Here is a 23482-nt window from a genome sequence, read left to right on the forward strand (position 1 = left end):
TTAGGCTCGGTTCGACCGTGCCTGACGCAAAGCGGCGATGACCACCATCACAGTGCCCAGCGCGGCCCAGCAACACAGCACCACGATCGCCGTCACGGCACCCGCGCCGCCGAAGTAGGCGGTGGACCGAAGCAGGGTCGCATTCGCGCCCTGGGGCAGCAGTTGACCGAGCGTGCCGCCGGGCAACATCTCCGGAGCCGCGGTGAGGCCTGAGAGCGGGTTGCCGACGAGGACGGCGAGCAGTGCGCCGATGCCGAGCCCGACGCGACCGAACAGTGAGCCGAGCCCCAGTACGACGAGGCCGGCTGCGGCGATGCCCAGCATCAGGCCTGCCGAGACGCCCCAGAAGTTCTCGTCGATCGAGCCGAACACATACCGCAGCAGCGCGGCGATCGTCACGCCGGCGACGGCGGAGAACGCGATCATCGCGATCAGGCGCGTCCACACCTCGTGCTTGAGTGCCAGGACAAGTGCGAAGGCGGGCAGCAGGCCTGCCAGGGTGATCGGCAGCGCAGAGGCGGCCAGACCGGTGCCACGCGGGTCACCCGAGGTGGGTGGGGCCAGGTCTTCGGTCCGCAGCGCGATCCCGGACTGAGCCGAGGTGCCCGAACCGATCTGAGTCAGCAACTGGGCGACGGCGGGGCTCGCGCCGGTCGCGGTGAGCAGGGCCGGACCTTCGGGTCCGAACGCGATGCCGCCGTACACGTTCCGGTCGAGGATGGCGCCGCGCAGTGCTTGCTCACCGGGGTAGTAGGTGACGGCGAAAGCACCGGGTGCCTGCTGTTCGAGCCGTTCGGCCACCTGGCTGGTGGCGGCTTGCGGCCCGGCGACACCGATCGGTACGTCCACCGGCTTGGCACGCGTCGCGGGCAGGGCGAAGGCGATCGCGAAGATGACGATCGCGATGGTCACCACGACGATGATCCCGGTGACGCGTACCGCGGCCGGGGGTTCGTGGGCGGGCGCGGCGTGCTGAGCGGGAGCGGTGGCGGTGCTCATGAGCGAAGCCTTTTCATCCGTCGTTGAATTTGCGTGTGAATGTGAGGGTAACGCCGACGCGGACGTTTTTCAACGGTCATTGAAATGCTAAGGTCTGAAGGTGCCGTCGCCGCGGAAAACGCCAGGTAAACGGGGCCGCCGCCAGGGCGACCCGGTGTCGCGCGAAGCGGTGCTCGCGGCGGCGAAGCAGCGGTTCGCCCAGCAGGGCTACGAGAAGACGACGCTGCGCGCGATCGCGGCCGACGCCAACGTCGACCCGGCGATGGTGCTCTATCTGTTCGGCTCGAAAGCCGACCTGTTCCGGGAGTCGCTGCGGCTGATCATCGATCCGAACATGCTGCTCGGCGCGCTCGAGGGGACACCCGAGGACGTCGGCGTCCGGTTGGTCACCACGTATCTGAAGATCTGGGAGTCACCCGAGACCGCGGCGAGCATCCGCGCGATGCTGGTCGCGGCGACGTCCAACTCCGACGCGCACGAGGCGTTCCGCACCTTCATCAACGACTACGTGCTCACCGCGGTCTCGGCCGTCCTCGGAGGTGGGGAGCAGACACGCCTGCGTGCGATGCTCGCGGGGTCCAACCTCGTCGGTACCGCAATGGTGCGGTACGTCATGGATGTTCCGCCTCTGGCAACGCTTCCGGCCGAGGACGTCGTGCGGTTGGTTGCGCCGACTGTCACGCGCTATCTCACGGCGCCTGCCGAAGAGCTGGGGCTGCCGGAGTTGTAGGGGGTTTCGAGGTCTGGGCACAGGATGGGGGCGGCATCGAGAAGGCATCGACGTCCGAGTGATCAACCGCCTTGCTCAGCGTGGCGAGTGATGAGGGCCAATTCGGCTTGCTTCGCTTGTTCCGGAGTGGCGAAGGGCATGTTCGTGGCTGCGAATTCCTGCGCATTTGCTCTGGGTAGACCATGCTCGACCAAGGCGTCCACGATGCTGCCGTACACCAGGGCTGACGCCTTCTTCGTAGCGGTGTCGGCGACCACGACGATTTCCTCAGCAAGTTCAGCCTCGGTCATCGCAGTTACTTTGTGACTCAGTTCGATTCGTGCGACATTGCCGGTGGGATAAGCGGTGACAGCCACTGTTTCGGGCGGATTGGTCACCACGGTCATCGGTACCTGATTCTCGGAGGTTGAGGCCGTAGAGGCGAGATCGAAGATCTCATTAGTGTGGTCACCTACACCAGGGTCGCCCTCGGTCGCCGTGCCTGGAAACGGCGCGCCGAAAGCCTCGCCAGTGGGTACGGGCTCGTCGTCCGGATCGCTCGCTGTTGGAAAGGCCGGTAGCTCCATAGAATCTCCGTCATCCTCGACGTGGTCCAGTGGCGCAAGAAAGTCCAAACCATCTGACTCGTAACGCTGTTCGCCATCATGTGGATCGTGAAGTGTCACGGATTGATGTCTCCGATTCGCTTGTAACCGCTCGTCCATTCCGCTCGCTGACAGCGACACCGGCTCAAGGCTAGGCTTCTCCAGCCACTTCGGTGTAGTGTGCCGTCGCCTGCAGGACCTTCGCCGCATTGGCATTGGCGAGAGCGGCCATTGCCAGCATTGATCCCGTCGCCAATGGAACCGTGCCGGCGACGGCGCCGGCTTGAATGGCGACCGACGCAGGCTGTCCGTAGGGCGTGTACATGGCGATAGTGGCGGGAACAATCATCGCAGCCAACGCAATTGAATAGATGTCGAGTAGCTGTCGCGTCTGGCTGACCTGCTCAGCTTGACTACGGATGACCTCTTGCATCATCTCGTCGGCCTGGGCGAGCTTCTGTGCGCGCTCTCGCTGCCGAACGACCTGAGCGTCGTACGCCTTGGACGCGCTACCTTGCCATTGTTCGTTCGGTGCGGCTGATTCTTGGAGTTCATCGGTCTTCCTGAACTCGCCGCAGCCATCGCCGAACCTGGACCCATCGTCGGGGGTTCCCAGACCGCATTGCAAGCTCATTGCGGAGATCGCGAGCAAACCCGCCTGAATGATAGGAGTCTGCGGGCACTTGGGGAACATTTGCGCCACACCCAGGGCGTCTGTGGCGAGACTGGCCCCTTTGTACCAACCCGGTGATCCGCCCCGGCGTGTCTGGAGAGTTCTTCCGTTGGGAAGGATGGGCACGTGGGATCGAAGTCATCGAGGCGGTATCCAGACGAGCTGAAGGTGCGGGCGGTGCAGATGGTGGCCGATCTGCGCAGCGAGACAGTTTCGGAGTGGGAGGCGATGGGCCGGGTTGCTGACCTGCTGGGCGTCGGTACTGCCGAAACGGTGCGCAAATGGGTCCGCCAGGCTGAGATCGACGCCGGCTCTCGGGCGGGGCAGACCAGCGAGGAATCCGAGGTCCTGCGCAAGCTGCACCGGGAGAATGCCGAACTCAAGCGGGCCAACGCGATCTTGAAGGCGGCCTCGGTTTTCTTCGAGGAATTGTCAATACCTGTGGATCGGGGTGTTTCAGGCGACCTCCGTTCCGGCGTGCTGACCGCCGTCTGAGGGCGATGTTGGCGGGGTGATGTCGGTGGGTCGTTCGAGCAGTCTGCCTTTATGGAAGACCGCGCCGGCGCGGACCAGGGCGACCAGGTGTGGGGCGTTGACGGCACGCCAGCGGGCCGCGGCGGCGTCGATGAGCTTGTAGGCCATCGCTAGTCCGGCCGCTCGTGATCCGGGCCCCTTGGTGACCTTGGTCCTCAAACGCACTGTGGCAAAGGTGGATTCGATCGGATTCGTCGTTCGCAGATGAATCCAATGTTCGGCCGGATACTTGTAGAATTCCAGCAGCACATCGAGGTCGTCGGTGATCTTAGCGACCGCCTTGGGATACTTCGCGCCGAAGTCGGCCTCGAAGGCCTTGACCGCGATCTGGGCCTTGTCGATATCCTCGGCGTTGTAGATCTCCTTGATCGCCGCCAGCGCCGACGGGTGCGCTGATTTCGGCAGTGCAGCAAGAACATTGGCCTGCTTATGAAACCAGCACCGCTGCTCTTTGGTGGCCGGGAAAACCTCGCGGACTGCTTTCCAGAACCCGAGCGCGCCATCGCCGATCGCGAGTACGGGGGCGGTCATGCCGCGGCGCTTGCAGTCGCGCAACAGATCGGCCCACGACTCGGCCGACTCGCGGTAGCCGTCGGTGATCGCCACGAGCTCCTTGCGGCCATCAGCACGCACGCCCAGCATCACCAGCAGACAGAGCTTTTCCTGGTCCAGCCGCACCTTGAGGTGAATGCCGTCGACCCACAGATACACGTAATCAGTGGCCGAGAGGTCGCGGGCCCCAAACGCGCGGGCCTCGTCTTGCCACTGCGCCGTGAGCCGGGTGATCGTGCTGGCCGACAGCCCAGCGCCGGAGCCGAGGAACTGCTCGAGGGCAGGGGTGAAATCGTTGCTCGACAGGCCGTGCAGGTACAGCAGCGGCAGTACCTCGCTCATCTGCGGCGACTTGCGCGCCCAGGCCGGCAGGATCGCCGAGGAGAACCGCTTGCGTTCACCGGTGTCGGGGTCGACACGGCGGTCGTTGACCCGCGGCGCTTTCACCTGCACCGCGCCGGCGGCGGTCAGCACCTCCCGGGGCTGGTGATAGCCGTTTCGCACCACCAACCGGTGACCGTTCTCGTCGAGTTGATCGGCGAACTGCGCCACGTAGGCGGCGACCTCGGCCTGCAACGCCGCGGCCAGCATCTGCCGGGCCCCGTCGCGGACGATCTCATCCAACAACGACCGACCAGCACCGCTGGCCTTGTCGTTGGCGTCCTCGGTGTCGTGAACTACGGTGAGCATGGGCGTACCTTCCCAACCAGCGCGCCAACGCCGGTCTTGATCGAATACCTGATTCCGTGAAGATCATCCCCGGGAAGGTGCGCCCATCTTCACGCCCCCACACCGAGGCTCATCCACAGGTATTGATCATTGCTCGTTTTCTTCGCCGCCGAGCTCGACCGGCCCTCTCAGTAGTCGTGGAGTTCATCAGCGCCCACCAGCACATGCGGGTGGGCGTTGATGGTCTCAAGTGGGGTGTCGAGTCGATGTGCGCTGTGCTTTCCGAGTACGGCGTCACGATCGCCCCGTCGACGTATTACGCCCACCGCGCCCGTCAGGGCCCCTCGAAAGCCGACTGGGCCGATGCGCAGGTGATCGATGCGATCTGGCAGCTTCGCCAATCGCAGAGTCTGTACCGAGTCCTGGGCGCTCGTAAGACATGGATTGTATTGCGCACCAATGGTATCGACGTATCGCGCTGTGTCGTGGAACGGGTCATGCGGGAGATGGGTTGGCGGGGTGCGTGCAAGCGCCGGCGGGTGCGCACCACCGTCGCCGATCCGGCAGCGACGCGAGCCCCGGATCGGGTCCGGCGTAATTTCGTCGCCGGTGCGCCTGACCGATTGTGGGTGGCCGATTTCACCTACTGCCGGACTCGTGCCGGCTGGGCCTACACGGCGTTCGTCACCGATGTCTATGCCCGCAAGATCGTGGGTTGGAAGGTGGCTACCGAGATGACCCAGAAGCTGGTGACCGATGCGATCGACCACGCTATCGACACCAGAAAGCGTTCGGGTGCAGCATCTTTGGATTCACTTATCCACCACAGCGACGCGGGCTCGCAATACACCGCGGTCGCGTTCACCGAACGTCTGGCCGCTGAGGGGATCCTGCCTTCAGTCGGATCCGTCGGGGATAGTTTCGATAATGCTCTGGCCGAATCGGTGAACAGCAGCTACAAGACCGAACTCATCGACCGCCAGCCGCTCTATCCCGGTGCCACCGAACTGGCGCTGGGGACCGCCGAATGGGTGGCCTTCTACAACCGTCAGCGACCCAACGGCTACTGCCAGGACCTGACCCCCGATCGGGCCGAAGCGCTCTACTACCATCGCCAACGGCACCCTCATGCCGAGGAGGCACTCAGATAAGAGAACCTCCCGACATGCCGGGGTGGATCACGGAGCGTCAGCCGTCGCATGGTTGAATATCGACCAACCTGTGCCGAGTGCTCCGACACCACCAAACGCCTTGCTGTCCCCGAGCGTCTTCGACGCGTCCTCCAGCGCTTCCCAACTCATCCCCAGGCAACTCCTTCCACGTTGGAAGGCTAACAGCAGTGTGAGGCGCCGCAACGCGCCAAAATTTCCACGACGAGCAGCGGGTCCGTTCGATCTATGCGGCGCGCGTGTGGCAGTCCCCTCTAAACTGCGCCCATGCATAGCGGATCTCTGCCCGGTTTGCTGTTGGCGGCGCGTGGCGCTGTCACATCGGTAGAGGTGATCGTCGGCGTCACAGTGGTGGTGCTGGTGGTCGCAGCGGCAGGTCTTGCTTGGGCGGTCTCTAGGCCTATGTATGACAGACAGTGGAGGGCGCATGAGACACGCCTGCAGCAAGAGTCGGAAGCTTTCCGAGCTCACATGCGACTGTCCGAGGCGTCATCGGTCGCGTTGCAGCATGAGCTCGAGCGCTGTTGGCAGCTGATACTGGCGATAGAGCGCCGTGTGGCGACGCCAGGCGATTCTGACGCAAGTGCACAGATCGAGGGTCTGCGCCGCTGGGTCACAGTCGTTGCGGACGCTCTGAATTCCGCGTCGTCGTCAGGACGTTGAACGACGCCAGTGGTGATCGTCGCACGCGCCATATGAAAGGTGAACCGTGAACGCTGTTTTCGGTGACGCTCTCTCGGAACTCCGAGAAATGGGCTGGGTTTTCGTTGCGGTTTTCGCGGTCAGTTGGGCGTTTGCCGCACTGGTTTTCTGGATCAGTGTGACGGGCACCCAGCGCGTGCAACGTCGGCAGGCTCGACTGCTGGCACAAACGTCGGTGTTCTGGTCACGCTGGCCCGGCGACAGATTCTGGGCCGCGCCGTACGGCGAGCTTGTGGCGCAGGCTGAACGATACGAGCAGTTGATAGGCATCCTCGGCCAACGTAAGACTCTCGCCACTCCGCGATTTCCAAGTAAGCAGGATCGCCTGTTTCTCGATTACCTCGATGGGCAACTCGACGACTCCCGGCGTCATCTGGCAGCCGTCCGCAGCGCAATGCATCACGCCATCGCGCAGGGGCGAGGACCGCAACAGACGCCGCCGTTTGGTGGGGGGTGACGCGGCCCGCCGCGACTACTGGCGGTGGTCGATGAGACGGGTCGTCCGGCTGAAACGGTGATCAGGCGATACTGCGCTCAGCCGCCCGGGGTGCACCGCATCTCGTCATCGAGCTTCTGCTCCTCTTGCATATCGGTTCCGTCGTAGAGCTTGCGAGCCATGCCGAGTTTTTGTGCAAGCTCCTCCGACTTGGCATTCATGCGGGTGCACGCAGCACGTCGAGCAGTCTCGGCCGCGATGACTGCGGAATTCGACGGCGCGCACACCATTCCGTGGTTCTTCCACATCGAGGTACCGACACCCTGGGCTGCTTCAAGTGCACTGAGGATCTGCTGAGCGGTTCGGCCTTGTAACTCAGCCAGTTCTTGCACGTAGCCGGTGATCACTCGCAATTCGCCAGACATTTATCTCCCGGGACTCAGTGTGAGGGGACGATTTCGGCGGATTTGTGATCGTCGTCCGCTGCCGCAGGGTGCTCGACTTGCGCTCAGCCCCGTCAGTTCCATCACAGCGGCCCAAACTCACGAAATCGATCAGCTTCCGTCCCCGGACTTGTCGCATCGACCGTAACATCCATACGGAACACTCAGACGCACGAAAATCTCGGGCCTACAGCGCGTGCAAACCCTTGTAGAGAACCAGAAGACCGATCACCACCAGGATCACGGCCACCAGCACCGCGTGCTGGCGTTCCATCCACTCGCCCAGGCGCGCCAGGGTGGGATCGAGTTTGGAACCCGACACCGCGTAGGCCAGGATCGGCAGCGCCACAGTCGATGACGCGAACACCACGAACCAGATGGCCGCGGCCCACACCTGGGGCTGTCCCAGACCTGCGCTGCCGATCGCCAAACCGGCTGCCGCGCAGATGAAGAGCACCTTGGGGTTCACGATGGTCAACACGACGCCGGTGACACCCGCACGCGGCGGGGTGAGTTTGCCCATGCTCTGCATCCACTTGGGGGTGTGCGCGGCCTTGGAACGGTTGAGCCAGCGATACACGCCGAAGATGATGAGCGCCGTGCCCAGCACGATGCGCAGCCAGGATGCCCAGACCGGCGGCTTGTCGAGCCGGCCGAACAGGTTCGAGACCTCGATGAACAACGCGGTCAGCGCGGCCATCCCGACCAGCCAGCCGCCGAGGAACGCAAGGCCCGTCGGCCGGGGACGCGGGGTCTGGAGCACGAGCACGGCGGGGATGATCGACAGCGGCGACAGGGCCACCACCATGGCCAACGGAATGAGCTCCGTCAGGACCGAGCTCCAGATGCCAGTCATGCCGGTGAACTTAACACCGGGCAAGCGCTGATTTGCTGCACGGCGCGGCAGGGCAGATCGACGAAGGATTCACCAGCGACCTGCGGCGACGTCCTCGACCGCGTCGGCGGCATGGGCCGGGCCGCCGTGAGCCCGGATCTCCTCGCGGATGCCATTGAGTCGCAACCTCACCCGTGGATCGGAGGTGACGTACAGCAGCGCCTGGCGGATCTCGGCGGGCTCGGGGAGATGAGCCTGCAGGTGAACTCCGGCGCCGATCCCCTGCAGACGGGCGGCATTGTCCGGCTGGTCGACGGCCTGCGGCATCGCGACCATCGGCACGCCGTACCAGAGGCCCTCGGTGCACGAACCCATTCCGGCGTGGGTGAAGAACGCGTCGGCCACGCGCAGCACGGCCGGCTGAGGAACGGTGTCGCGCAGCTGAACCCAGTCCGGCACCGTGCCCAACCCGCCCAGCTCGCCGCGGCCCGTTGCCAGCACCAGCCGCCAGCCCAGGCCGTCGAGCGCCGTGATGACGTGGCGGTACACGTCGGCGCGATCGGTATAGGAGGTGCCGAAGGCCAACAGGGCGAGCGGGCCGTCACCCGCGGGCGGCACCCAGTCACCGGGATCCTCCCGGCGGGGGTCGATGCACGGCCCGACGAAGCGGTACCGGTCGCCGACCCGATCGGCATGGCGTTGCATCACCCGCGGGATCAGCACCAGGCACCGGTGCGGGGCCCCGGTCACCTCGTCGAACGTCAGGCCGGTGTGCGAGCGGGCGAGCCAGCCGTCGAAGGTGCGACGGTAGGTCTGGCCGCTCGGGCTGTTCAACAGCGGGCCGAGTACCTCGGCCATGTCCTCGTGATACCCGTCCCAGGCCACCTCGGACGGGGACAGTTGCGCCGCCGGTACGCCCCACTGGTCGGCCGCCACGGGGCCTGCCATCCCACCGATGTCGTAGAGCACCAGGTCGGGTCGGTCATCGTCGAGGGCGGCGTGCAGCTGCGGCAGCACGTGGATGGCCTCGTCGAGGAACAGTTGCATTCCGCGGACCGGATCGCCGTCGTCATCCCAGCTCTCGGGCCCGCCGGGCGCCCCGGGCAGCACCGAGGTGCAGCCGATGACGTCGGCGCCGGTGTCACGCACCAGCTCCGCACGGTGTGCGCCGACGACGTAGCTGACCCGGTGGCCCCGTTCGACGAGTTCACGGACGACTGGCAGGTGCGGGTACATGTGACTCGGCGCGGACGCCGCGACGACGCAGATGTGCAACCCGGCGCGAGGAAACACCAAAGCTCAGCAGTCCTCGAAGCGGTTCTCGCCGAGGGAGCCGACGAACATGGGGCCTCTGCGCGCCAGTTCCTGCTGATAGGCGTCGACCCAGGAGCCGAACGGCTGGAACGCCAGGTATTCGTTGCGGAACCGGTCGTCCTCGGACACCTCGGACACACAGAAGGCGGGAATGGCCAGGTCGACCACGGGCCCGCCGCGTTCGACTTCCGCGAGCACCAGCGGTGCGTTGCCGCCGAGGAACCGGTCGACGATCCAGCCGTCCTCGCCCAGCCACATGGAGTACCGGATCTTGGCCACCACGTGCTCGGCGCGGCGCACGATCTCGGCGGCGACCAGCGGGTCCAGTTGGCGTTCGGCCTCGTAGCGCGTGCCGCCGACGGCGGGGCCCTTGGCGGTCATGGTGCCGATCGACTCGTCGTGCAGGTCCTGCAGGAACGTGTCGAGACCCGCGTCGAGGTCAGTGGGGGCGGGTTGCTGGACGCGGATGCGGACGGCGTAGCCGTCGGCCGCGAACAGATAGGCCTGCACGATCAGGGTGGGCGACGGATCCGAGGCCGCGACGGCCGGTAGGTCGCGGAGGAGGAACTTCCGTTCGAACTCGAAGTCTCCGATGTCGGATTCGGACATGGATCGACGTTAGCCCTTACAGGCCCGGAGCAGCGGTGTTGCCGTCGGCGTGCCCGATATCACTGTGCAAGGAAAAATTGATTAAAGTTGAGCGGAACAGACTCAACCTTGACGACGTTAAACATCACGACAAGCATTTTTCGTACCGAACAAGGGAGGTGTCGTGGACTCGTTCAACCCGACGACCAAGACTCAGGCGGCGCTGACCTCGGCGTTGCAGGCGGCGAGTTCCGCTGGCAACCCGGAGATCCGCCCCGCGCATTTGCTGATGGCATTGCTGACCCAGAATGACGGCATTGCCGCACCCCTGCTGGAGGCCGTCGGCGTCGAGCCCGCGACGATCCGCACCGAGACCCAGCGGTTGCTCGACCGTCTGCCCAGCGCCTCGGGCGCGAGCAGCCAGCCCCAGCTCAGCCGCGAATCGCTCGCGGCGATCACCACGGCCCAGAACCTGGCCACCGAGATGGACGACGAGTACGTCTCGACCGAGCACCTGATGGTCGGCCTGGCCACGGGTGACTCCGAGGTGGCCAAGCTGCTGACCGGACACGGCGCGTCGCCGCAGGCTCTGCGTGAGGCGTTCGTCAAGGTGCGCGGCAGCGCCCGGGTGACCAGCCCGGACCCGGAGGGCACGTATCAGGCGCTGGAGAAGTACTCCACCGACCTGACCGCGCGTGCCCGCGAGGGCAAGCTCGACCCGGTGATCGGGCGCGACAACGAGATTCGTCGTGTCGTACAGGTGCTGAGCCGTCGTACCAAGAACAATCCGGTGCTCATCGGCGAGCCGGGCGTCGGTAAGACGGCCATCGTCGAGGGCCTCGCGCAGCGCATCGTCGCCGGCGACGTGCCCGAAAGCCTGCGCGACAAGACCGTCATCGCACTGGATCTCGGTTCGATGGTGGCCGGTGCGAAGTACCGCGGTGAGTTCGAGGAACGGCTGAAGGCCGTGCTCGACGACATCAAGAACTCGGCCGGGCAGGTCATCACGTTCATCGACGAGCTGCACACCATCGTCGGCGCCGGTGCCACCGGTGAGTCGGCGATGGACGCGGGCAACATGATCAAGCCGATGCTGGCCCGCGGCGAGCTGCGGCTGGTCGGTGCCACCACGCTCGACGAGTACCGCAAGTACATCGAGAAGGACGCCGCACTGGAGCGCCGGTTCCAGCAGGTGTTCGTCGGTGAACCCTCGGTCGAGGACACCGTCGGCATCCTGCGTGGTCTGAAGGACCGCTACGAGGTGCACCACGGCGTGCGGATCACCGACTCGGCGTTGGTGGCCGCGGCGACGCTCTCCGACCGGTACATCACCGCGCGGTTCCTTCCGGACAAGGCCATCGACCTGGTCGATGAGGCCGCGTCCCGGCTGCGCATGGAGATCGACTCGCGCCCAGTTGAAATCGACGAGGTCGAGAGGTTGGTACGGCGCCTGGAGATCGAGGAGATGGCGCTTGAGAAAGAAGAGGACGAGGCGTCCAAGGACCGGCTGGAGAAGCTGCGCGCCGAACTGGCCGACCACAAGGAGAAGCTGTCCGAGCTGACCACGCGGTGGCAGAACGAGAAGAACGCCATCAACGTCGTCCGCGAGCTCAAGGAGCAACTGGACACGTTGCGCGGCGAGGCCGACCGTGCCGAGCGTGACGGTGACCTGGCCAAGGCGGCCGAACTTCGGTACGGCCGAATCCCGGAGGTGGAGAAGAAGCTCGACGCTGCCCTTCCCGCCGCCGAGGCCCGCGAGAACCTGATGCTCAAGGAGGAGGTCGGCCCCGACGACATCGCCGAGGTGGTGGAGGCGTGGACCGGTATCCCGTCCGGCCGCATGCTCGAAGGCGAGACCGCCAAGCTGCTCCGCATGGAGGAGGAGCTGGGCAAGCGTGTCGTCGGGCAGCGCAAGGCCGTGCAGGCCGTCAGCGACGCGGTGCGGCGCAGCCGTGCCGGGGTGGCCGACCCCAACCGGCCGACGGGTTCGTTCATGTTCCTGGGCCCGACCGGTGTGGGTAAGACCGAGCTCGCAAAGGCGTTGGCGGAGTTCTTGTTCGACGACGAGCGTGCGATGGTCCGCATCGACATGAGCGAGTACGGCGAGAAGCACTCGGTGGCTCGGCTGGTCGGTGCGCCTCCCGGCTACATCGGCTACGACCAGGGCGGTCAGCTGACCGAGGCGGTGCGGCGGCGTCCCTACACGGTGATCCTGTTCGACGAGATCGAAAAGGCCCACCCGGACGTGTTCGACGTGCTGCTGCAGGTGCTCGACGAGGGCCGGTTGACCGACGGCCAGGGCCGCACGGTCGACTTCCGCAACACCATCCTCATCCTCACGTCCAACCTGGGCGCAGGCGGTAACGAGGACCAGGTGATGGCGGCGGTGCGCTCGGCGTTCAAGCCCGAGTTCATCAACCGGCTGGACGACGTCATCATCTTCGACGGGCTCAATCCCGAAGAGCTGGTGCAGATCGTCGACATCCAGTTGGCGCAGCTGGCCAAGCGTCTGGAGCAGCGGCGACTCACCCTCGAGGTGTCGCTGCCGGCCAAGAAGTGGCTGGGGCAGCGCGGTTTCGACCCGCTGTACGGTGCCCGTCCGCTGCGCCGGTTGGTGCAGCAGGCCATCGGCGACCAGTTGGCCAAGATGCTGCTGGCCGGCGAGGTGCACGACGGCGACATCGTGCCGGTGAACGTCAGCCCCGACGGCGAGTCCCTCGTTTTGGGCTGATCTACCAGCGCCAAACGGCATTCCAGCAGGGAAAGTGCGAGAGCACGCCTGCTGGAATGCCGTTTCGGCCTTAAGGGGTCAGAGCTTGAAGCGGCCGGCGAACCCCCGCAGCGGGACGTCGGCGCTGGTGAGCAGTCCGGGTGGGGCGGCGACGACGGACGCGATGGCGTTGAGTGCGGGCATCCCGGTCACGGTCATGCCGATCGAGGCGAACGAATCCGGATCTGACAGGTCCACACCGGGTTTCGGGAAGATCATGTGCTTGTTGTAGACACACGGATCACCCTTGATCTGAGTGATGTAGCAGCCCTTGATGTCCCAGTGCGGGTCGGTGTGCGGGGTCATCTGCCATTCGAGGTGGGTCTCGATGCGCGGGACCCCGTCGACCATGCCCTGGTACTTGATGTAGTTGCCGCCCAGCGACCCCTTGGGCAGCTGGTACCAGCCCAGGTCGACGTCCTTGGTGCACGCACCGAGTTCGGCGCTGAACTTCACCTCGTCGAGTTGCAGGCCGAAGCAGTCCGCCATCAGCAGCACACTGTCGGCGAACACGCGCGTGTACTTCTCGAGCTTGCCGGGGATCGACGGGTCGTCCACGGGCAGCCCGTAACCCACCTCGATCCAGGTGTCCTTGCTGTGATGGCATGACACGTCGACGGATTCGATGGTGGTGACGTTCTCGATCTCGGCGACATCGGCCGAGCACACCACGCCGAGGATCTGGTTGAGCCCGGGGTTCATGCCGGTGCCGTAGAACGTCGACGAACCTTTGCGGCACGCCTCGGCCAGCAGTTCCGACACCGGCCGGCCCGACGGGTGCGGGTGATTGGTGTCGCGGTGCCAGCCGGTGATCCAGTCGGCGGTGGTGACGATGTTGATGCCCGCTTCGAGCACCCTGATGTAGAGATCCTCGTCGGGGAACACGCCGTGGAACGTCAGCACATCGGGCCTGGCGGCGATGATCTCGTCGACCGTGCCGGTGGCGGTCACCCCGACGGGCCCGATGCCGGCGATCTCACCCGCGTCGCGCCCGACCTTCTCCGGTGTGTAGCAATGCAATCCGACGAGCTCCAGATCGGTGCGGTGCTGCAGGCGTTTGATCATCTCGGTGCCGACATTGCCCGTGGCCACCTGGAAGACGCGGATGGGTGCGCTCATGTAGGGGTGCCCTTCTGATCGATGGATGCGAGATCGGCGGCACTGCCGCGCCGGTTGAGATCGGCGGCACTGCCGCCCCTGCCGTCGGGGTAGAACTGCATGGCCCACTTGCGAATCGCGGTGAAGCCCTCGTACTCGGCGGTCGCCAGCGCGGGTGGGTCGGAGTAGCGCTGGTGTGACCAGATGTGGATGTCCTGCGTGAACTGCCGGATGACTTCCTCGCCGAACTCGGCGGCCTTGGTGGCGGAGCGCTCGTCGTCACGGCCGGGTGTGCGCCCGATGTAGACCATGAACCGCACGTCGCAGGTGGATTCGTCGACCGGGGTGACCGCCGAGATGGTCCGGTTGTCGATCATGCCCCAACTCTTGGTGACAGCGATGCCCAGTCCGCCGTTGATGGCCTGGACGCCGCTGTTGACGTCGTCGATGGTCTGGTTCTCGTCACCTTCGAAGGTGATGGTGAAGTCGACGTAGGACCAGGGCTCGGCGAAGTCGTGCCGCGTGAACACCGGGACGATGGGTGTCTGGTGGACGTACTTGAAATGTGCGAAGTCGACGCCGTTTTCGAGCACGTACTGCGGATGCAGTTCCAGCGCTTGGCGATACAGCCGCTGCTGCGGGTAGTAGCCGTCGGCGCTGCTGCCGTCGGCGAACGACGCGAACACGTCGGGCGCGTCGAAGAAGGGTTCACGGCCCAGCACGTCGTGCCAGATGTAGATGGCCTCGTTGCGCTCGGCCACGGGATAGGTCGGCATACGCCGCCCGCGGTTGGGCCGGTCCTGGTACGGGATGCAGACGTTGCGGCCCTCGGCGTTCCACTGCCACCCGTGGAACGGGCACTGAATGACCTCGCCGACCACCGTGCCGCCGAACCCGAGGTGCGCCCCGAGATGTTCGCAGTAGGCGTTCATGACGGTCACCTGCCCGGACTCCGAGCGCCAGGCCACCATCTCCTGCCCGAAGTACTTCATGACGCGGACGTCGCCGACGCCGACCTCGTCGGACCAGGCGACCTGGAACCAGCCGGTGGGTTTCATCGACAACGGGGGTTTGGCCATCGTCGCAGTGCCTCCCATCTTCTGCGGAGAAGCGTAGGAGCGCCGCGACGGGTTTGGAAGAGGGTTCTGTGAAACTTTTCGGCCGAGTTAGGATCCCGCAGATGACGGACGCCGCCCAGCCTGGCTCCGGGCCCCGCGCCGAGAGGCCCAACCGGCCCAACCGCCGGGGGCTGGCCACACGGGAGAACATGCTGGAGGCCGCGCTGCAGGCATTGGCCACCGGCGACCCGGGCGCGGTGTCGGCCAACCGGATCGCCAAACAGATCGGCGCCACGTGGGGCGCGGTGAAGTACCAGTTCAGCGACATCGACGGATTGTGGGCCGCGGTGCTGCACCGCACGGCCGAGCGTCGCGCCGGTGTGCTGGGCCGCCACGATCCGGGCGCCCCGTTGCGGCAGCGCGTCGCGGGCATCATCGACATGCTCTACGACGGCCTGACAGCCAGCGACTCGCGCGCCATCGAGAACCTGCGCGCGGCGCTGCCGCGGGACCGCGCCGAGCTGGAACGGCTTTATCCGCGCACGGCCGCGGAGCTGTCGTCATGGGGGCAGGGCTGGCTGGCGACGTGTCAGCAGGCCTTTGCCGATCTCGACGTCGACCCCGAGCGGGTCCGCGAGGTCGCGTCGTTCATCCCGGGCGCCATGCGGGGCATCACCTCGGAGCGTCAACTGGGCACTTACACCGACCTCGATGTGGCGCGCCGCGGCCTCACCAACGCGATTGTGAGCTATCTCGAGGACAACGGGTCAGGGCGACGTGAGTAACCAGTAACCGGGTTGTGACCTCCCTTGGTAGCGGCATTTCCGCTACCAACAAGTAGGCTGTTGGCGATGGTCCCGCTCTGGTTCACGCTGTCCGCACTCTGCTTCGTGGGTGCGGCCGTGTTGCTGTACGTCGATATCGACCGCCGACGAGGGCTGGGACGGCGCCGCAAGTCGTGGGCGAAGTCGCATGGCTTCGACTACGAGTACGAGTCCGAAGATCTCCTCAAGCGCTGGAAGCGCGGGGTGATGTCGACTGTCGGTGACGTCACGGCCAAGAACGTCGTCCTCGGTCAGATCCGCGGTGAGGCGGTGTTCATCTTCGACATCGAAGAGGTCGCCACCGTCATCGCCCTGCACCGCAAGGTCGGCACCAACGTCGTCGTCGACCTGCGGCTCAAAGGTCTCAAGGAGCCCAGGGAGAACGACATCTGGCTGCTCGGCGCCATCGGCCCGCGGATGGTGTACTCCACCAACCTCGACGCCGCGCGCCGCGCCTGCGACCGCCGCATGGTCACGTTCGCCCACACCGCGCCCGACTGCGCCGAGATCATGTGGAACGAGCAGAACTGGACGCTGGTCGCCATGCCGGTCACCAGCAACCGCGCCCAGTGGGACGAGGGGCTGCGCACGGTCCGGCAGTTCAACGATCTGTTGCGGGTGCTGCCGCCGGTGCCGCAGAACGGCAGCCAGGCCGCGCTCCCGCGCCGGGGTGGTTCACCCAGCCGTCCGCTGGCGCCCACCCCCGCCGGTCGCCGCGAACTGCCTCCCGGACGCGCCGACGTACCCCCGGCCCGCGGCGACGTCAGCCGTTTCGCCCCGCGCCCCGAAGCCGGCCGTTCGGACGCCTTCCGCAGGCCGCCGCCCGCCCGCAACGGGCGTGAGGCCAGCCACTTCCAGCGCTAGACGGGCGCAACCGGCGGTACCGCACCCCTTCAGTACGCTGTCGGCATGCCACGCCCCGTTGCGCTGATCACCGGACCGACCTCGGGTCTCGGCGCGGGATTCGCCCGCCGCTACGCGCTCGAAGGCTATGACCTGGTGCTCGTCGCGCGCGACCAGCAGCGCCTGGAACAGCTCGCCGACGAACTGCACCACGAGGCCGGTGCCACCGTGGAGACCATCGGCGCCGATCTCGCCGTCGCCGACGACCGTGCCAGGGTCGCCGAGCGGGTACGGCAGGGAGTGCGCGTGCTGGTCAACAACGCCGGCTTCGCGACCTCGGGTGAGTTCTGGACCGCCGACTTCGCCCGGCTACGGGCACAACTCGACGTCAACGTGACCGCGGTGATGGAACTCACCCACGCCGCGTTGCCCGCGATGCTCGACGCCCACGAGGGCACCATCATCAACGTCGCGAGCGTCGCCGGGCTGGTGCCGGGCCGCGGATCGACGTACTCGGCCTCCAAGGCGTGGGTGGTGTCGTTCACCGAGGGCCTGGCCAACGGTCTGATCGGCACCGGCGTGGGCATCCACGCCCTGTGCCCGGGATTCGTGCGCACCGAGTTCCATGCCCGCGCGGGCATCGACATGGCAGGCACACCGTCGTTCATGTGGCTCGAGGTGGACGACGTGGTGCGCGACTGCCTGGCCGACGTGGCCAAGGACAAGGTCGTCATCGTGCCGGGACTTCAGTACAAGGCGCTGACCACCGGAGGCCGCATGGCCCCGCGGAACCTGGTGCGCGCCGTGACGAAAGTGGTGGGGAAGGGCCGTGCCAGGACCTAGCGGACAAGCCGAAACACGACCTGAGATCCGGTGCGGGCGCTGATCGCCGTGGTGACGACGCTGATGCTCGTCGTCACCACCGCCTGCTCGGACGACCACACACCCACCCGCACCTACGAGGCCCTCACGACGACCGTCGGGCAGGCCCTCGACATCCTGGGCTGGCACATCACGCTCTCGGACCTGCGGTTCGAGGCCGACCGGGTACTGGTCGACGTGGACGCCACACCGTCGGCCGACCAGCGGGCCAAACCCGAGGACCTGCGGTTCGGGCTGTACGGAGCGCTCGCGCACCCCATCGAGGCCACCGGAATCGGCGCGTGCAGCGACGTGCCCAGCCTGGCGCTGCAGCCGCTGGCCGCCTCGCCGGCCCAGAATCCCGACAAGCTCTCCGGCACAGTCTGTTTGGGGCCGCAGCGGGATCAGAGCCAGGTGCGCGGCGTGTACGTCTACTCACCGCGCGACCGCATCAGCGGCACCACCGTCGCGTACGCGGCCGCGTTCCCGGTCGGGGTGCTGCCCACCAACCCGAACGACACCGGCCTGTCGATCAAGACCACGAGCGTCGACGGGTTCAGCGCCGACGGCGCACAACTCGCACCCACGGCGCTCGGTGAGCCCGAGGCCTTCAGCGGCAACGGCTACATGCTGCTGGGGCTGGAGATCACCGGCCTGGCGCAGCGGTACCGCGACGACTCGGCCCAGCGCGGCGGCCCGCTGATGGTGGTCGCGGCCCCGACGCTGCCGCCGCCCGGCCTCAGCCACGCCTGCTCGGTGTACGGGTCGTCGGTGCTCGTGCTGCCCGACGCATCACGCGAAGGGGTGAACATGCGGGCCTCGCTGTGTACGCAGGGCGAGATCAACGCCGCGTTGTTGTACGCCTCGGTGTCGGTGATCGGCACCCACGCCGCGCTGTGGACCAACCATGGCTGAGGCCGTCGGCCCCACCGAGTGGGGAGACAGTCCCGGCGTCGGCCCGTGGGAGGGGCCGTGGCCCGACGACCCGCGTTACGACCCCGACCTGCTGCGTGACGGTGACTACCGCAATGTGGTTGACGCCTACCGGTATTGGACCCGCCCGGCGATCGTCGCCGACATCGACACGCGCAGACACCCGCTGCACATCGCGATCGAGAACTTCGGCAGCGACGCCAACATCGGCACGGTGGTGCGCACCGCGAACGCGTTCGCGGTCGACACCGTCCACATCGTGGGGCGGCGGCGCTGGAACCGGCGCGGTGCGATGGTGACCGACCGCTACCAGCGGCTGCGCCACCACGACACCACCGCGGACCTGCTCGATTTCGCCGACGATGCAGGCCTGGTGGTCGTGGCGGTGGACAACGTCCCCGGATCGGTGCGGCTCGAGGAAACCGAACTGCCCAGGAACTGCCTGCTCATCTTCGGTCAGGAAGGTCCGGGCATCACGCCGGAGGCCCAGGCCGGTGCCGCGGTCACGGTGTCGATCGCGCAGTTCGGCTCGACCCGCAGCATCAACGCCGGTGTTGCCGCGGGCATCGCCATGCACGCCTGGATCACCCAACATGCCGACATGTCGAAGGCGTGGTGAGGCAGGATCGTTGCCATGGATCAGCTATGGGCCAACCGGGCGGCCAGTGCCGAAGCTGCGATCACCGAACGTCATCTCAAGAAGCTGTGGGGCCTGCCTGGCACCCAGCTCGGGGTGGTGGCCTGGCCGCCGGCCCGCAAATACACGCTGTTCGGCACGTGGCACTACTGGTGGCAGGCGCATCTGCTGGACTGCCTGGTCGACGCCCAGGTGCGTGACCCGCAACCCGAACGCAAGACCAGGATCGAACGGCAGCTCCGGGCGCACCGGCTGCGCAACAACCTCTCGTGGGTCAACGACTACTACGACGACATGGCGTGGCTGGCGCTGGCCATCGAGCGGGCCGGGCGCCTGGCCGGTGTCGAGAAACCCACGGCGCTCAGGAAACTCTGCGACCAGTTCGTCACGGCGTGGGTGCCCGAGGACGGCGGCGGCATCCCGTGGCGCAAGCAGGACCAGTTCTTCAACGCGCCGGCCAACGGCCCGGCCGGGATCTTCCTGGCGCGTTACGACGATCGGCTGCGCCGCGCCCAGCAGATGGCCGACTGGATCGACGAGACCCTGATCGACCCCGACACCCACCTGGTGTTCGACGGCATCAAGGCCGGCTCACTGGTGCGCGCCCAGTACACCTACTGCCAGGGCGTGGTGCTGGGCCTGGAGGTCGAACTCGCGGTGCGCACGCAGGATCCGCGCCACGCCCCGCGGGTGCGCAGGCTGGTGGCCGCGGTGGACAAGGAGATGACCACCGACGGCGTCATCAAGGGCGCAGGTGGCGGTGACGGCGGCCTGTTCAACGGCATCCTCGCGCGTTATCTCGCACTGGTGGCCACGACGCTGCCGGGGGAGACCCCCGAGGACATCGCGGCCCGGGACACCGCCCGCACGATCGTGCTGAAAAGCGCACGGTCGGCGTGGGATCACCGGCAGACCGTGGACGGCCTGCCGTTGTTCAGCGCGTTCTGGGACCGCAACGCCGAGATCCCGACGGCGGGCGGCAAGGAGGCCGAGTTCGTCGAGGGCGCGGTCAACGCGTCGTCGGTGCCCGAGCGGGATCTCTCGGTGCAACTGGCGGGCTGGATGCTGATGGAGGCCGCGCACAGCGTCGACAGCGTGGATGGCGAGGACGCTGCCGGAGACCAAAACGGCGCCGGAGACGGCGAAGTGGGACACGACGAGAACGAGGATGAGGAGTAGCCAGTGACAGAAGGTCAGTGCGCCCGGATCGATTTCCCGTCGCGGATCGGCGTGTGGTGGGCCAGCGACACCTGGTCGATGCGCGATGCGCAGGAGGTCGCCCGCGAGATCGAGGCCCTCGGCTTCGGGTCGTTGTTCCTGCCGGAGACCGTCGCCAAGGAGTGCCTGACCCAGTCGGCGGCGTTCCTCGCCGCGACCGAGCGGCTCGTGATCGGCACCGGCATCGCCAACATCCACGTCCGGCTGCCCAGCGCCGCCGAGGCCGGCGCACGCACCCTCACCGCCCTGTACCCGGGCCGGTTCGTCCTGGGGCTCGGCGTGAGCCACGGGCCGCTGGTCGAGCGCGGCATGGGTGGTGTGTACCAGAAGCCGCTGGCGACCATGCGCACCTACCTGGAGCGCATGGCCGCGCTGCCCGAGCAGATCGAGCCAGGTGCGGGCAGGCCGCCGCGGCTGCTGGCGGCGTTGGGGCCCAAGATGATCGAGCTGTCCGGCACCCACGCCGACGGCGCCCACCCGTATCTGGTGCTGCCCGAGCAGACGCGCACCACCCGTGAGATCCTCGGCGAGGACAAGTGGATCGTGTCCGAACAGGCCGTGGCGGTCGGCGGCGACGACGCCGATCAGCTGCGCCGCGCGCACCAGCATCTCGAGGTGTACAGCGGCCTGCCCAATTACCGGAACTCGTGGCTGCGCCAGGGATTCGACGAATCCGACCTGGTGCGCGGCGGGTCCGACCGGCTCGCGCGCGCGGTGGTGGGCATGGGCTCGGTCGACGACGCCGCCAAGGCGGTCACGGCGCATCTCGACGCCGGGGCCGACCATGTGGTGGTGCAGGTGCTCGGGGATACCCCGACGTCGGATCCGCGTCCGGTGCTGCGTGAACTCGCCGGCGCGTTCGGGCTCAAGTAGCCCGTCAACTCCACAGCGTCACATGGACTTTCGGGCGGAAGCGGCTCACACCGACGCCGCTGCCGCGGATCATCGCCTGCGTGCAGCGCGGCGTGGTGATGAACCGCAGCAACTCCGAGACGGCCGGTTGGCGGGCCGAGGCGGGCAGGGTCGTGGCGAACCACTCGCCGCCGACCTGCAGGCCCGGGCCCTTGACCTGCGCCAGCCGGCCGCCCGCGAGATCCTTGGCCACCGCGAACCCGATCGTCGGTGTCACCCCGCCGACGCGGCGCACCTCCTCGAGTGCGGCCGCGTCGCTCTGGAAGATGCGTTGGCGCGCTTCAGGTATCGCGAGCGCCCGCAGCATGGCGGCGATCTCCCCGTCGGCGTTGCCGCCCGAGGGGCCGAGTTGCCACGGCTGCTCTCGTAGCGACGCCGGCGTGACGCCGCGCTCCAGCAACGCGTTGTCCGGTGTGGTCACCGTGATGATCTGGTACTTCAGGAACGCGCGGACCACGAGGTTCGGATCGGCCGGTGCGGCCGGACCCAGCGCGATGTCGACCGCGCGCGAGGTGATGAGGTGGCCGAACTGGCGCGCGGGGTGCACGCTGAGCTCGACCGAAAGGTCGTCGGCGCGTGAGGAGAACAGCTCGATGAGCCCGGGCGCGGCGTGTTCGGCGAACGCGCTGGAGGCCGCGATACGCAGCAGGCGCCTGCCGTGGGCCGCCTCGGTCACCTCGATCGCGGTCTGCTGCTGCAGCCCGAGGATCTCCACGGCGCGACTCGCCAGGCGCAGCCCGCCCGGCGTGAACGCGAGCCCGGACGCGGTGCGGGTGAACAGCGGGTCGTCGAGTTCCTTGCGCAGCTGCGCGACGTGCATCGACACCCCGGCGTCGGAGACGCCGAGTTCCTCGGCCGCGGCCCGCACCGAGCCCAGCCGGACCACCGCTGAAAAAGCGCGTAGTTGCGCGGGTGTCACGTAGGCAGCTTATGTTGGGTGGTGTGAGAGATGTGCTGGGCACGCTGTCAGCGGTCTGGGAGTCCGGCGGCACGGCCGGCGTCGGGACCGTGGTGCGCACATTCCGCTCGGCGCCGCGCCCGGCCGGTGCGTCGATGGTGGTCGCGCCTGACGGCACCGTGAGCGGTTCGGTGTCCGGCGGCTGCGTCGAAGGCGCGGTCTACGACCTCGCGACCGAGGTGGTCGCCACCGGCACGCCGGTGCTGCAGCGTTACGGCGTGAGCGACGACGACGCCTTCGAGGTCGGGCTCACGTGCGGCGGCATCCTCGACGTGTTCGTGGAACCTGTGTCGCAGAGGACTTTTCCCCAGCTCGGTGCGATCAGGGACGATATCGAGGCGCAGCGTCCGGTCGCGGTCGCGACCGTCATCACCCATCCCGACGCGCAGTGGATCGGCAGGCGGTTGGTGGTGCACACCGATGAGGTCGCCGGATCACTCGGCTCGTCACGCGCCGACGCCGCCGTGACCGACGACGCGCGCGGACTGCTGGCCGCAGGCCGCAGCGAGGTGCTCACCTACGGACCGGACGGGCAGCGTCGCGGCGAGGGCATGGAGGTGTTCGTCTCCAGCTACGCGCCGCGTCCGCGGATGCTGGTGTTCGGGGCCATCGATTTCGCGGCGGCCGTCGCGCAGCAGGGCGCGTTCCTGGGCTACCGGGTCACCGTGTGCGACGCGCGTCCGGTGTTCGCGACCACCGCGCGGTTCCCGACGGCCGACGAGGTGGTGGTCGACTGGCCGCACCGCTACCTCGCCGCGCAGGCCGAGGCGGGGGCGATCGACGCCCGCACCGTCGTGTGCGTGCTGACGCACGATCCCAAGTTCGACGTGCCGCTGCTGGAGGTGGCGCTGCGGCTGCCCGACATCGCCTACATCGGGGCGATGGGCTCGCGGCGCACGCACGAGGACCGGCTGGCGCGGCTGCGTGAGGCCGGGCTCACCGAGGAGGAACTCGCACGGCTGTCGAGCCCCATCGGGCTGGACCTCGGGGGCCGCACCCCCGAGGAGACCGCGGTGTCGATCGCGGCCGAGATCATCGCCAAACGGTGGGGCGGCGAGGGGCGTCCGCTGGCCGAGACCGGCGGCCGTATCCACCATGAGCTGGGCGAACACGAGTCCGCACCGGCCAGTTAAGTGATCGCT

The 23482-nt window shown here is 67.1% G+C and carries 23 protein-coding genes and 1 pseudogene; 13 read left to right on the top strand and 11 right to left on the bottom strand.

Annotation, left to right across the window (positions count from 1 at the left end; genetic code table 11):
• Positions 1-999: a hypothetical protein gene (locus AT701_RS03700; protein ID WP_058125209.1), complete on the bottom strand. Its 999-nt coding sequence runs from the start codon at positions 997-999 to the stop codon at positions 1-3.
• A 100-nt stretch (positions 1000-1099) separates the two neighbouring features.
• Here AT701_RS03700 and AT701_RS03705 point away from each other — a divergent pair, with 100 nt between their 5' ends.
• Positions 1100-1729, top strand: coding sequence for a TetR/AcrR family transcriptional regulator (locus tag AT701_RS03705; RefSeq protein ID WP_014876851.1), 630 nt, complete (start codon positions 1100-1102; stop codon positions 1727-1729).
• 62 nt (positions 1730-1791) lie between these two features.
• Here the strand turns inward: AT701_RS03705 and AT701_RS03710 are convergent, their stop codons facing one another.
• Together AT701_RS03710 and AT701_RS03715 are read right to left on the bottom strand one after the other, a co-directional pair.
• The gene (locus AT701_RS03710; protein WP_223495322.1) at positions 1792-2394 is read right to left on the bottom strand and encodes a hypothetical protein; all 603 of its coding nucleotides are present in this window, start codon (positions 2392-2394) and stop codon (positions 1792-1794) included.
• Between the two features lie 70 nt (positions 2395-2464).
• The gene (locus AT701_RS03715) at positions 2465-2965 is read right to left on the bottom strand and encodes an EspA/EspE family type VII secretion system effector (RefSeq protein ID WP_223495324.1); all 501 of its coding nucleotides are present in this window, start codon (positions 2963-2965) and stop codon (positions 2465-2467) included.
• A gap of 147 nt (positions 2966-3112) precedes the next feature.
• Between AT701_RS03715 and AT701_RS03720 the strand changes: the two are divergent.
• Positions 3113-3427, top strand: a pseudogene (locus AT701_RS03720) (transposase); the annotation flags it as partial.
• 15 nt (positions 3428-3442) lie between these two features.
• Here AT701_RS03720 and AT701_RS03725 read toward each other — a convergent pair.
• Complete coding sequence (locus AT701_RS03725) at positions 3443-4762, bottom strand: IS256 family transposase (protein WP_011727856.1); 1320 nt, start codon at positions 4760-4762, stop codon at positions 3443-3445.
• A gap of 176 nt (positions 4763-4938) precedes the next feature.
• On the opposite strand from AT701_RS03725, the gene AT701_RS03730 reads away from it, so the two are divergent.
• The gene (locus AT701_RS03730; RefSeq protein WP_003887884.1) at positions 4939-5892 is read left to right on the top strand and encodes an IS3 family transposase; all 954 of its coding nucleotides are present in this window, start codon (positions 4939-4941) and stop codon (positions 5890-5892) included.
• Positions 5893-6619: 727 nt separating this feature from the next.
• Positions 6620-7069: a hypothetical protein gene (locus AT701_RS35025; protein WP_029104163.1), complete on the top strand. Its 450-nt coding sequence runs from the start codon at positions 6620-6622 to the stop codon at positions 7067-7069.
• Between the two features lie 77 nt (positions 7070-7146).
• Here AT701_RS35025 and AT701_RS03745 read toward each other — a convergent pair whose 3' ends face one another.
• From AT701_RS03745 to AT701_RS03760, 4 genes are all read right to left on the bottom strand, one after another.
• Positions 7147-7473 (bottom strand): ESX-1 secretion-associated protein, encoded by a 327-nt coding sequence (locus AT701_RS03745; RefSeq protein WP_058125211.1) that lies wholly within the window; start codon positions 7471-7473, stop codon positions 7147-7149.
• Between the two features lie 205 nt (positions 7474-7678).
• On the bottom strand, positions 7679-8347 hold the full coding sequence (locus AT701_RS03750; protein WP_011727149.1) for a GAP family protein: 669 nt from the start codon (positions 8345-8347) through the stop codon (positions 7679-7681).
• A 69-nt stretch (positions 8348-8416) separates the two neighbouring features.
• Positions 8417-9619 (bottom strand): macrolide family glycosyltransferase, encoded by a 1203-nt coding sequence (locus tag AT701_RS03755; protein WP_081319365.1) that lies wholly within the window; start codon positions 9617-9619, stop codon positions 8417-8419.
• Between the two features lie 6 nt (positions 9620-9625).
• Complete coding sequence (locus AT701_RS03760) at positions 9626-10249, bottom strand: CYTH domain-containing protein (protein ID WP_058125213.1); 624 nt, start codon at positions 10247-10249, stop codon at positions 9626-9628.
• Between the two features lie 163 nt (positions 10250-10412).
• Between AT701_RS03760 and clpB the strand changes: the two genes are divergently transcribed.
• Complete coding sequence (gene clpB, locus AT701_RS03765) at positions 10413-12959, top strand: ATP-dependent chaperone ClpB (RefSeq protein WP_011727152.1); 2547 nt, start codon at positions 10413-10415, stop codon at positions 12957-12959.
• A gap of 78 nt (positions 12960-13037) precedes the next feature.
• On the opposite strand, the gene AT701_RS03770 is transcribed toward clpB, so the two are convergent.
• On the bottom strand, positions 13038-14117 hold the full coding sequence (locus AT701_RS03770; protein ID WP_058125214.1) for an NAD(P)H-dependent amine dehydrogenase family protein: 1080 nt from the start codon (positions 14115-14117) through the stop codon (positions 13038-13040).
• The gene (locus AT701_RS03775; RefSeq protein ID WP_058125215.1) at positions 14114-15175 is read right to left on the bottom strand and encodes a Rieske 2Fe-2S domain-containing protein; all 1062 of its coding nucleotides are present in this window, start codon (positions 15173-15175) and stop codon (positions 14114-14116) included. The genes AT701_RS03770 and AT701_RS03775 overlap by 4 nt, the downstream gene beginning before the upstream one ends.
• Before the next feature lie 101 nt (positions 15176-15276).
• Here AT701_RS03775 and AT701_RS03780 point away from each other — a divergent pair, with 101 nt between their 5' ends.
• The 7 genes from AT701_RS03780 to AT701_RS03810 all read left to right on the top strand — a co-directional run bounded on the left by AT701_RS03780 (position 15277) and on the right by AT701_RS03810 (position 21343).
• On the top strand, positions 15277-15939 hold the full coding sequence (locus tag AT701_RS03780; protein WP_058125216.1) for a TetR/AcrR family transcriptional regulator: 663 nt from the start codon (positions 15277-15279) through the stop codon (positions 15937-15939).
• Positions 15940-16005: 66 nt separating this feature from the next.
• Positions 16006-16842 carry a trehalose monomycolate transport factor TtfA gene (gene ttfA / locus AT701_RS03785; RefSeq protein WP_003892156.1) on the top strand — a complete coding sequence of 279 codons (837 nt, stop codon included), beginning with the start codon at positions 16006-16008 and terminating at the stop codon, positions 16840-16842.
• Between the two features lie 45 nt (positions 16843-16887).
• Positions 16888-17664, top strand: a complete 777-nt coding sequence (locus tag AT701_RS03790) for an SDR family NAD(P)-dependent oxidoreductase (protein WP_058125217.1) — start codon at positions 16888-16890, stop codon at positions 17662-17664.
• 30 nt (positions 17665-17694) lie between these two features.
• The gene (locus AT701_RS03795; protein ID WP_011727157.1) at positions 17695-18597 is read left to right on the top strand and encodes a hypothetical protein; all 903 of its coding nucleotides are present in this window, start codon (positions 17695-17697) and stop codon (positions 18595-18597) included.
• On the top strand, positions 18590-19234 hold the full coding sequence (locus tag AT701_RS03800) for a TrmH family RNA methyltransferase (protein WP_058125218.1): 645 nt from the start codon (positions 18590-18592) through the stop codon (positions 19232-19234). The genes AT701_RS03795 and AT701_RS03800 overlap by 8 nt, the downstream gene beginning before the upstream one ends.
• Positions 19235-19249: 15 nt before the next feature.
• The gene (locus AT701_RS03805) at positions 19250-20431 is read left to right on the top strand and encodes a glycoside hydrolase family 76 protein (RefSeq protein WP_058125219.1); all 1182 of its coding nucleotides are present in this window, start codon (positions 19250-19252) and stop codon (positions 20429-20431) included.
• 3 nt (positions 20432-20434) lie between these two features.
• Positions 20435-21343 (top strand): LLM class F420-dependent oxidoreductase, encoded by a 909-nt coding sequence (locus AT701_RS03810; RefSeq protein ID WP_011727159.1) that lies wholly within the window; start codon positions 20435-20437, stop codon positions 21341-21343.
• A 4-nt stretch (positions 21344-21347) separates the two neighbouring features.
• Here AT701_RS03810 and AT701_RS03815 read toward each other — a convergent pair whose 3' ends face one another.
• The gene (locus AT701_RS03815) at positions 21348-22301 is read right to left on the bottom strand and encodes a LysR family transcriptional regulator (protein ID WP_011727160.1); all 954 of its coding nucleotides are present in this window, start codon (positions 22299-22301) and stop codon (positions 21348-21350) included.
• Between the two features lie 23 nt (positions 22302-22324).
• On the opposite strand from AT701_RS03815, the gene AT701_RS03820 reads away from it, so the two are divergent.
• Positions 22325-23473, top strand: coding sequence for an XdhC family protein (locus AT701_RS03820; protein ID WP_174519567.1), 1149 nt, complete (start codon positions 22325-22327; stop codon positions 23471-23473).
• Positions 23474-23482 lie beyond the last annotated feature (9 nt).

The sequence above is a fragment of the Mycolicibacterium smegmatis genome (genome assembly GCF_001457595.1).
In the GTDB taxonomy this organism is placed as follows: Bacteria; Actinomycetota; Actinomycetes; order Mycobacteriales; family Mycobacteriaceae; genus Mycobacterium; species Mycobacterium smegmatis.

Coding starts and splice junctions, on each gene's coding strand:
- AT701_RS03700 (WP_058125209.1), bottom strand. CDS start 999: ATGAGCACCGCCACCGCTCCCGCTCAGCACGCCGCGCCCGCCCACGAA.
- AT701_RS03725 (WP_011727856.1), bottom strand. CDS start 4,762: ATGCTCACCGTAGTTCACGACACCGAGGACGCCAACGACAAGGCCAGC.
- AT701_RS03745 (WP_058125211.1), bottom strand. CDS start 7,473: ATGTCTGGCGAATTGCGAGTGATCACCGGCTACGTGCAAGAACTGGCT.
- AT701_RS03750 (WP_011727149.1), bottom strand. CDS start 8,347: ATGACTGGCATCTGGAGCTCGGTCCTGACGGAGCTCATTCCGTTGGCC.
- AT701_RS03760 (WP_058125213.1), bottom strand. CDS start 10,249: ATGTCCGAATCCGACATCGGAGACTTCGAGTTCGAACGGAAGTTCCTC.
- AT701_RS03770 (WP_058125214.1), bottom strand. CDS start 14,117: ATGAGCGCACCCATCCGCGTCTTCCAGGTGGCCACGGGCAATGTCGGC.
- AT701_RS03775 (WP_058125215.1), bottom strand. CDS start 15,175: ATGGCCAAACCCCCGTTGTCGATGAAACCCACCGGCTGGTTCCAGGTC.
- AT701_RS03780 (WP_058125216.1), top strand. CDS start 15,277: ATGACGGACGCCGCCCAGCCTGGCTCCGGGCCCCGCGCCGAGAGGCCC.
- ttfA (WP_003892156.1), top strand. CDS start 16,006: ATGGTCCCGCTCTGGTTCACGCTGTCCGCACTCTGCTTCGTGGGTGCG.
- AT701_RS03790 (WP_058125217.1), top strand. CDS start 16,888: ATGCCACGCCCCGTTGCGCTGATCACCGGACCGACCTCGGGTCTCGGC.
- AT701_RS03800 (WP_058125218.1), top strand. CDS start 18,590: ATGGCTGAGGCCGTCGGCCCCACCGAGTGGGGAGACAGTCCCGGCGTC.
- AT701_RS03805 (WP_058125219.1), top strand. CDS start 19,250: ATGGATCAGCTATGGGCCAACCGGGCGGCCAGTGCCGAAGCTGCGATC.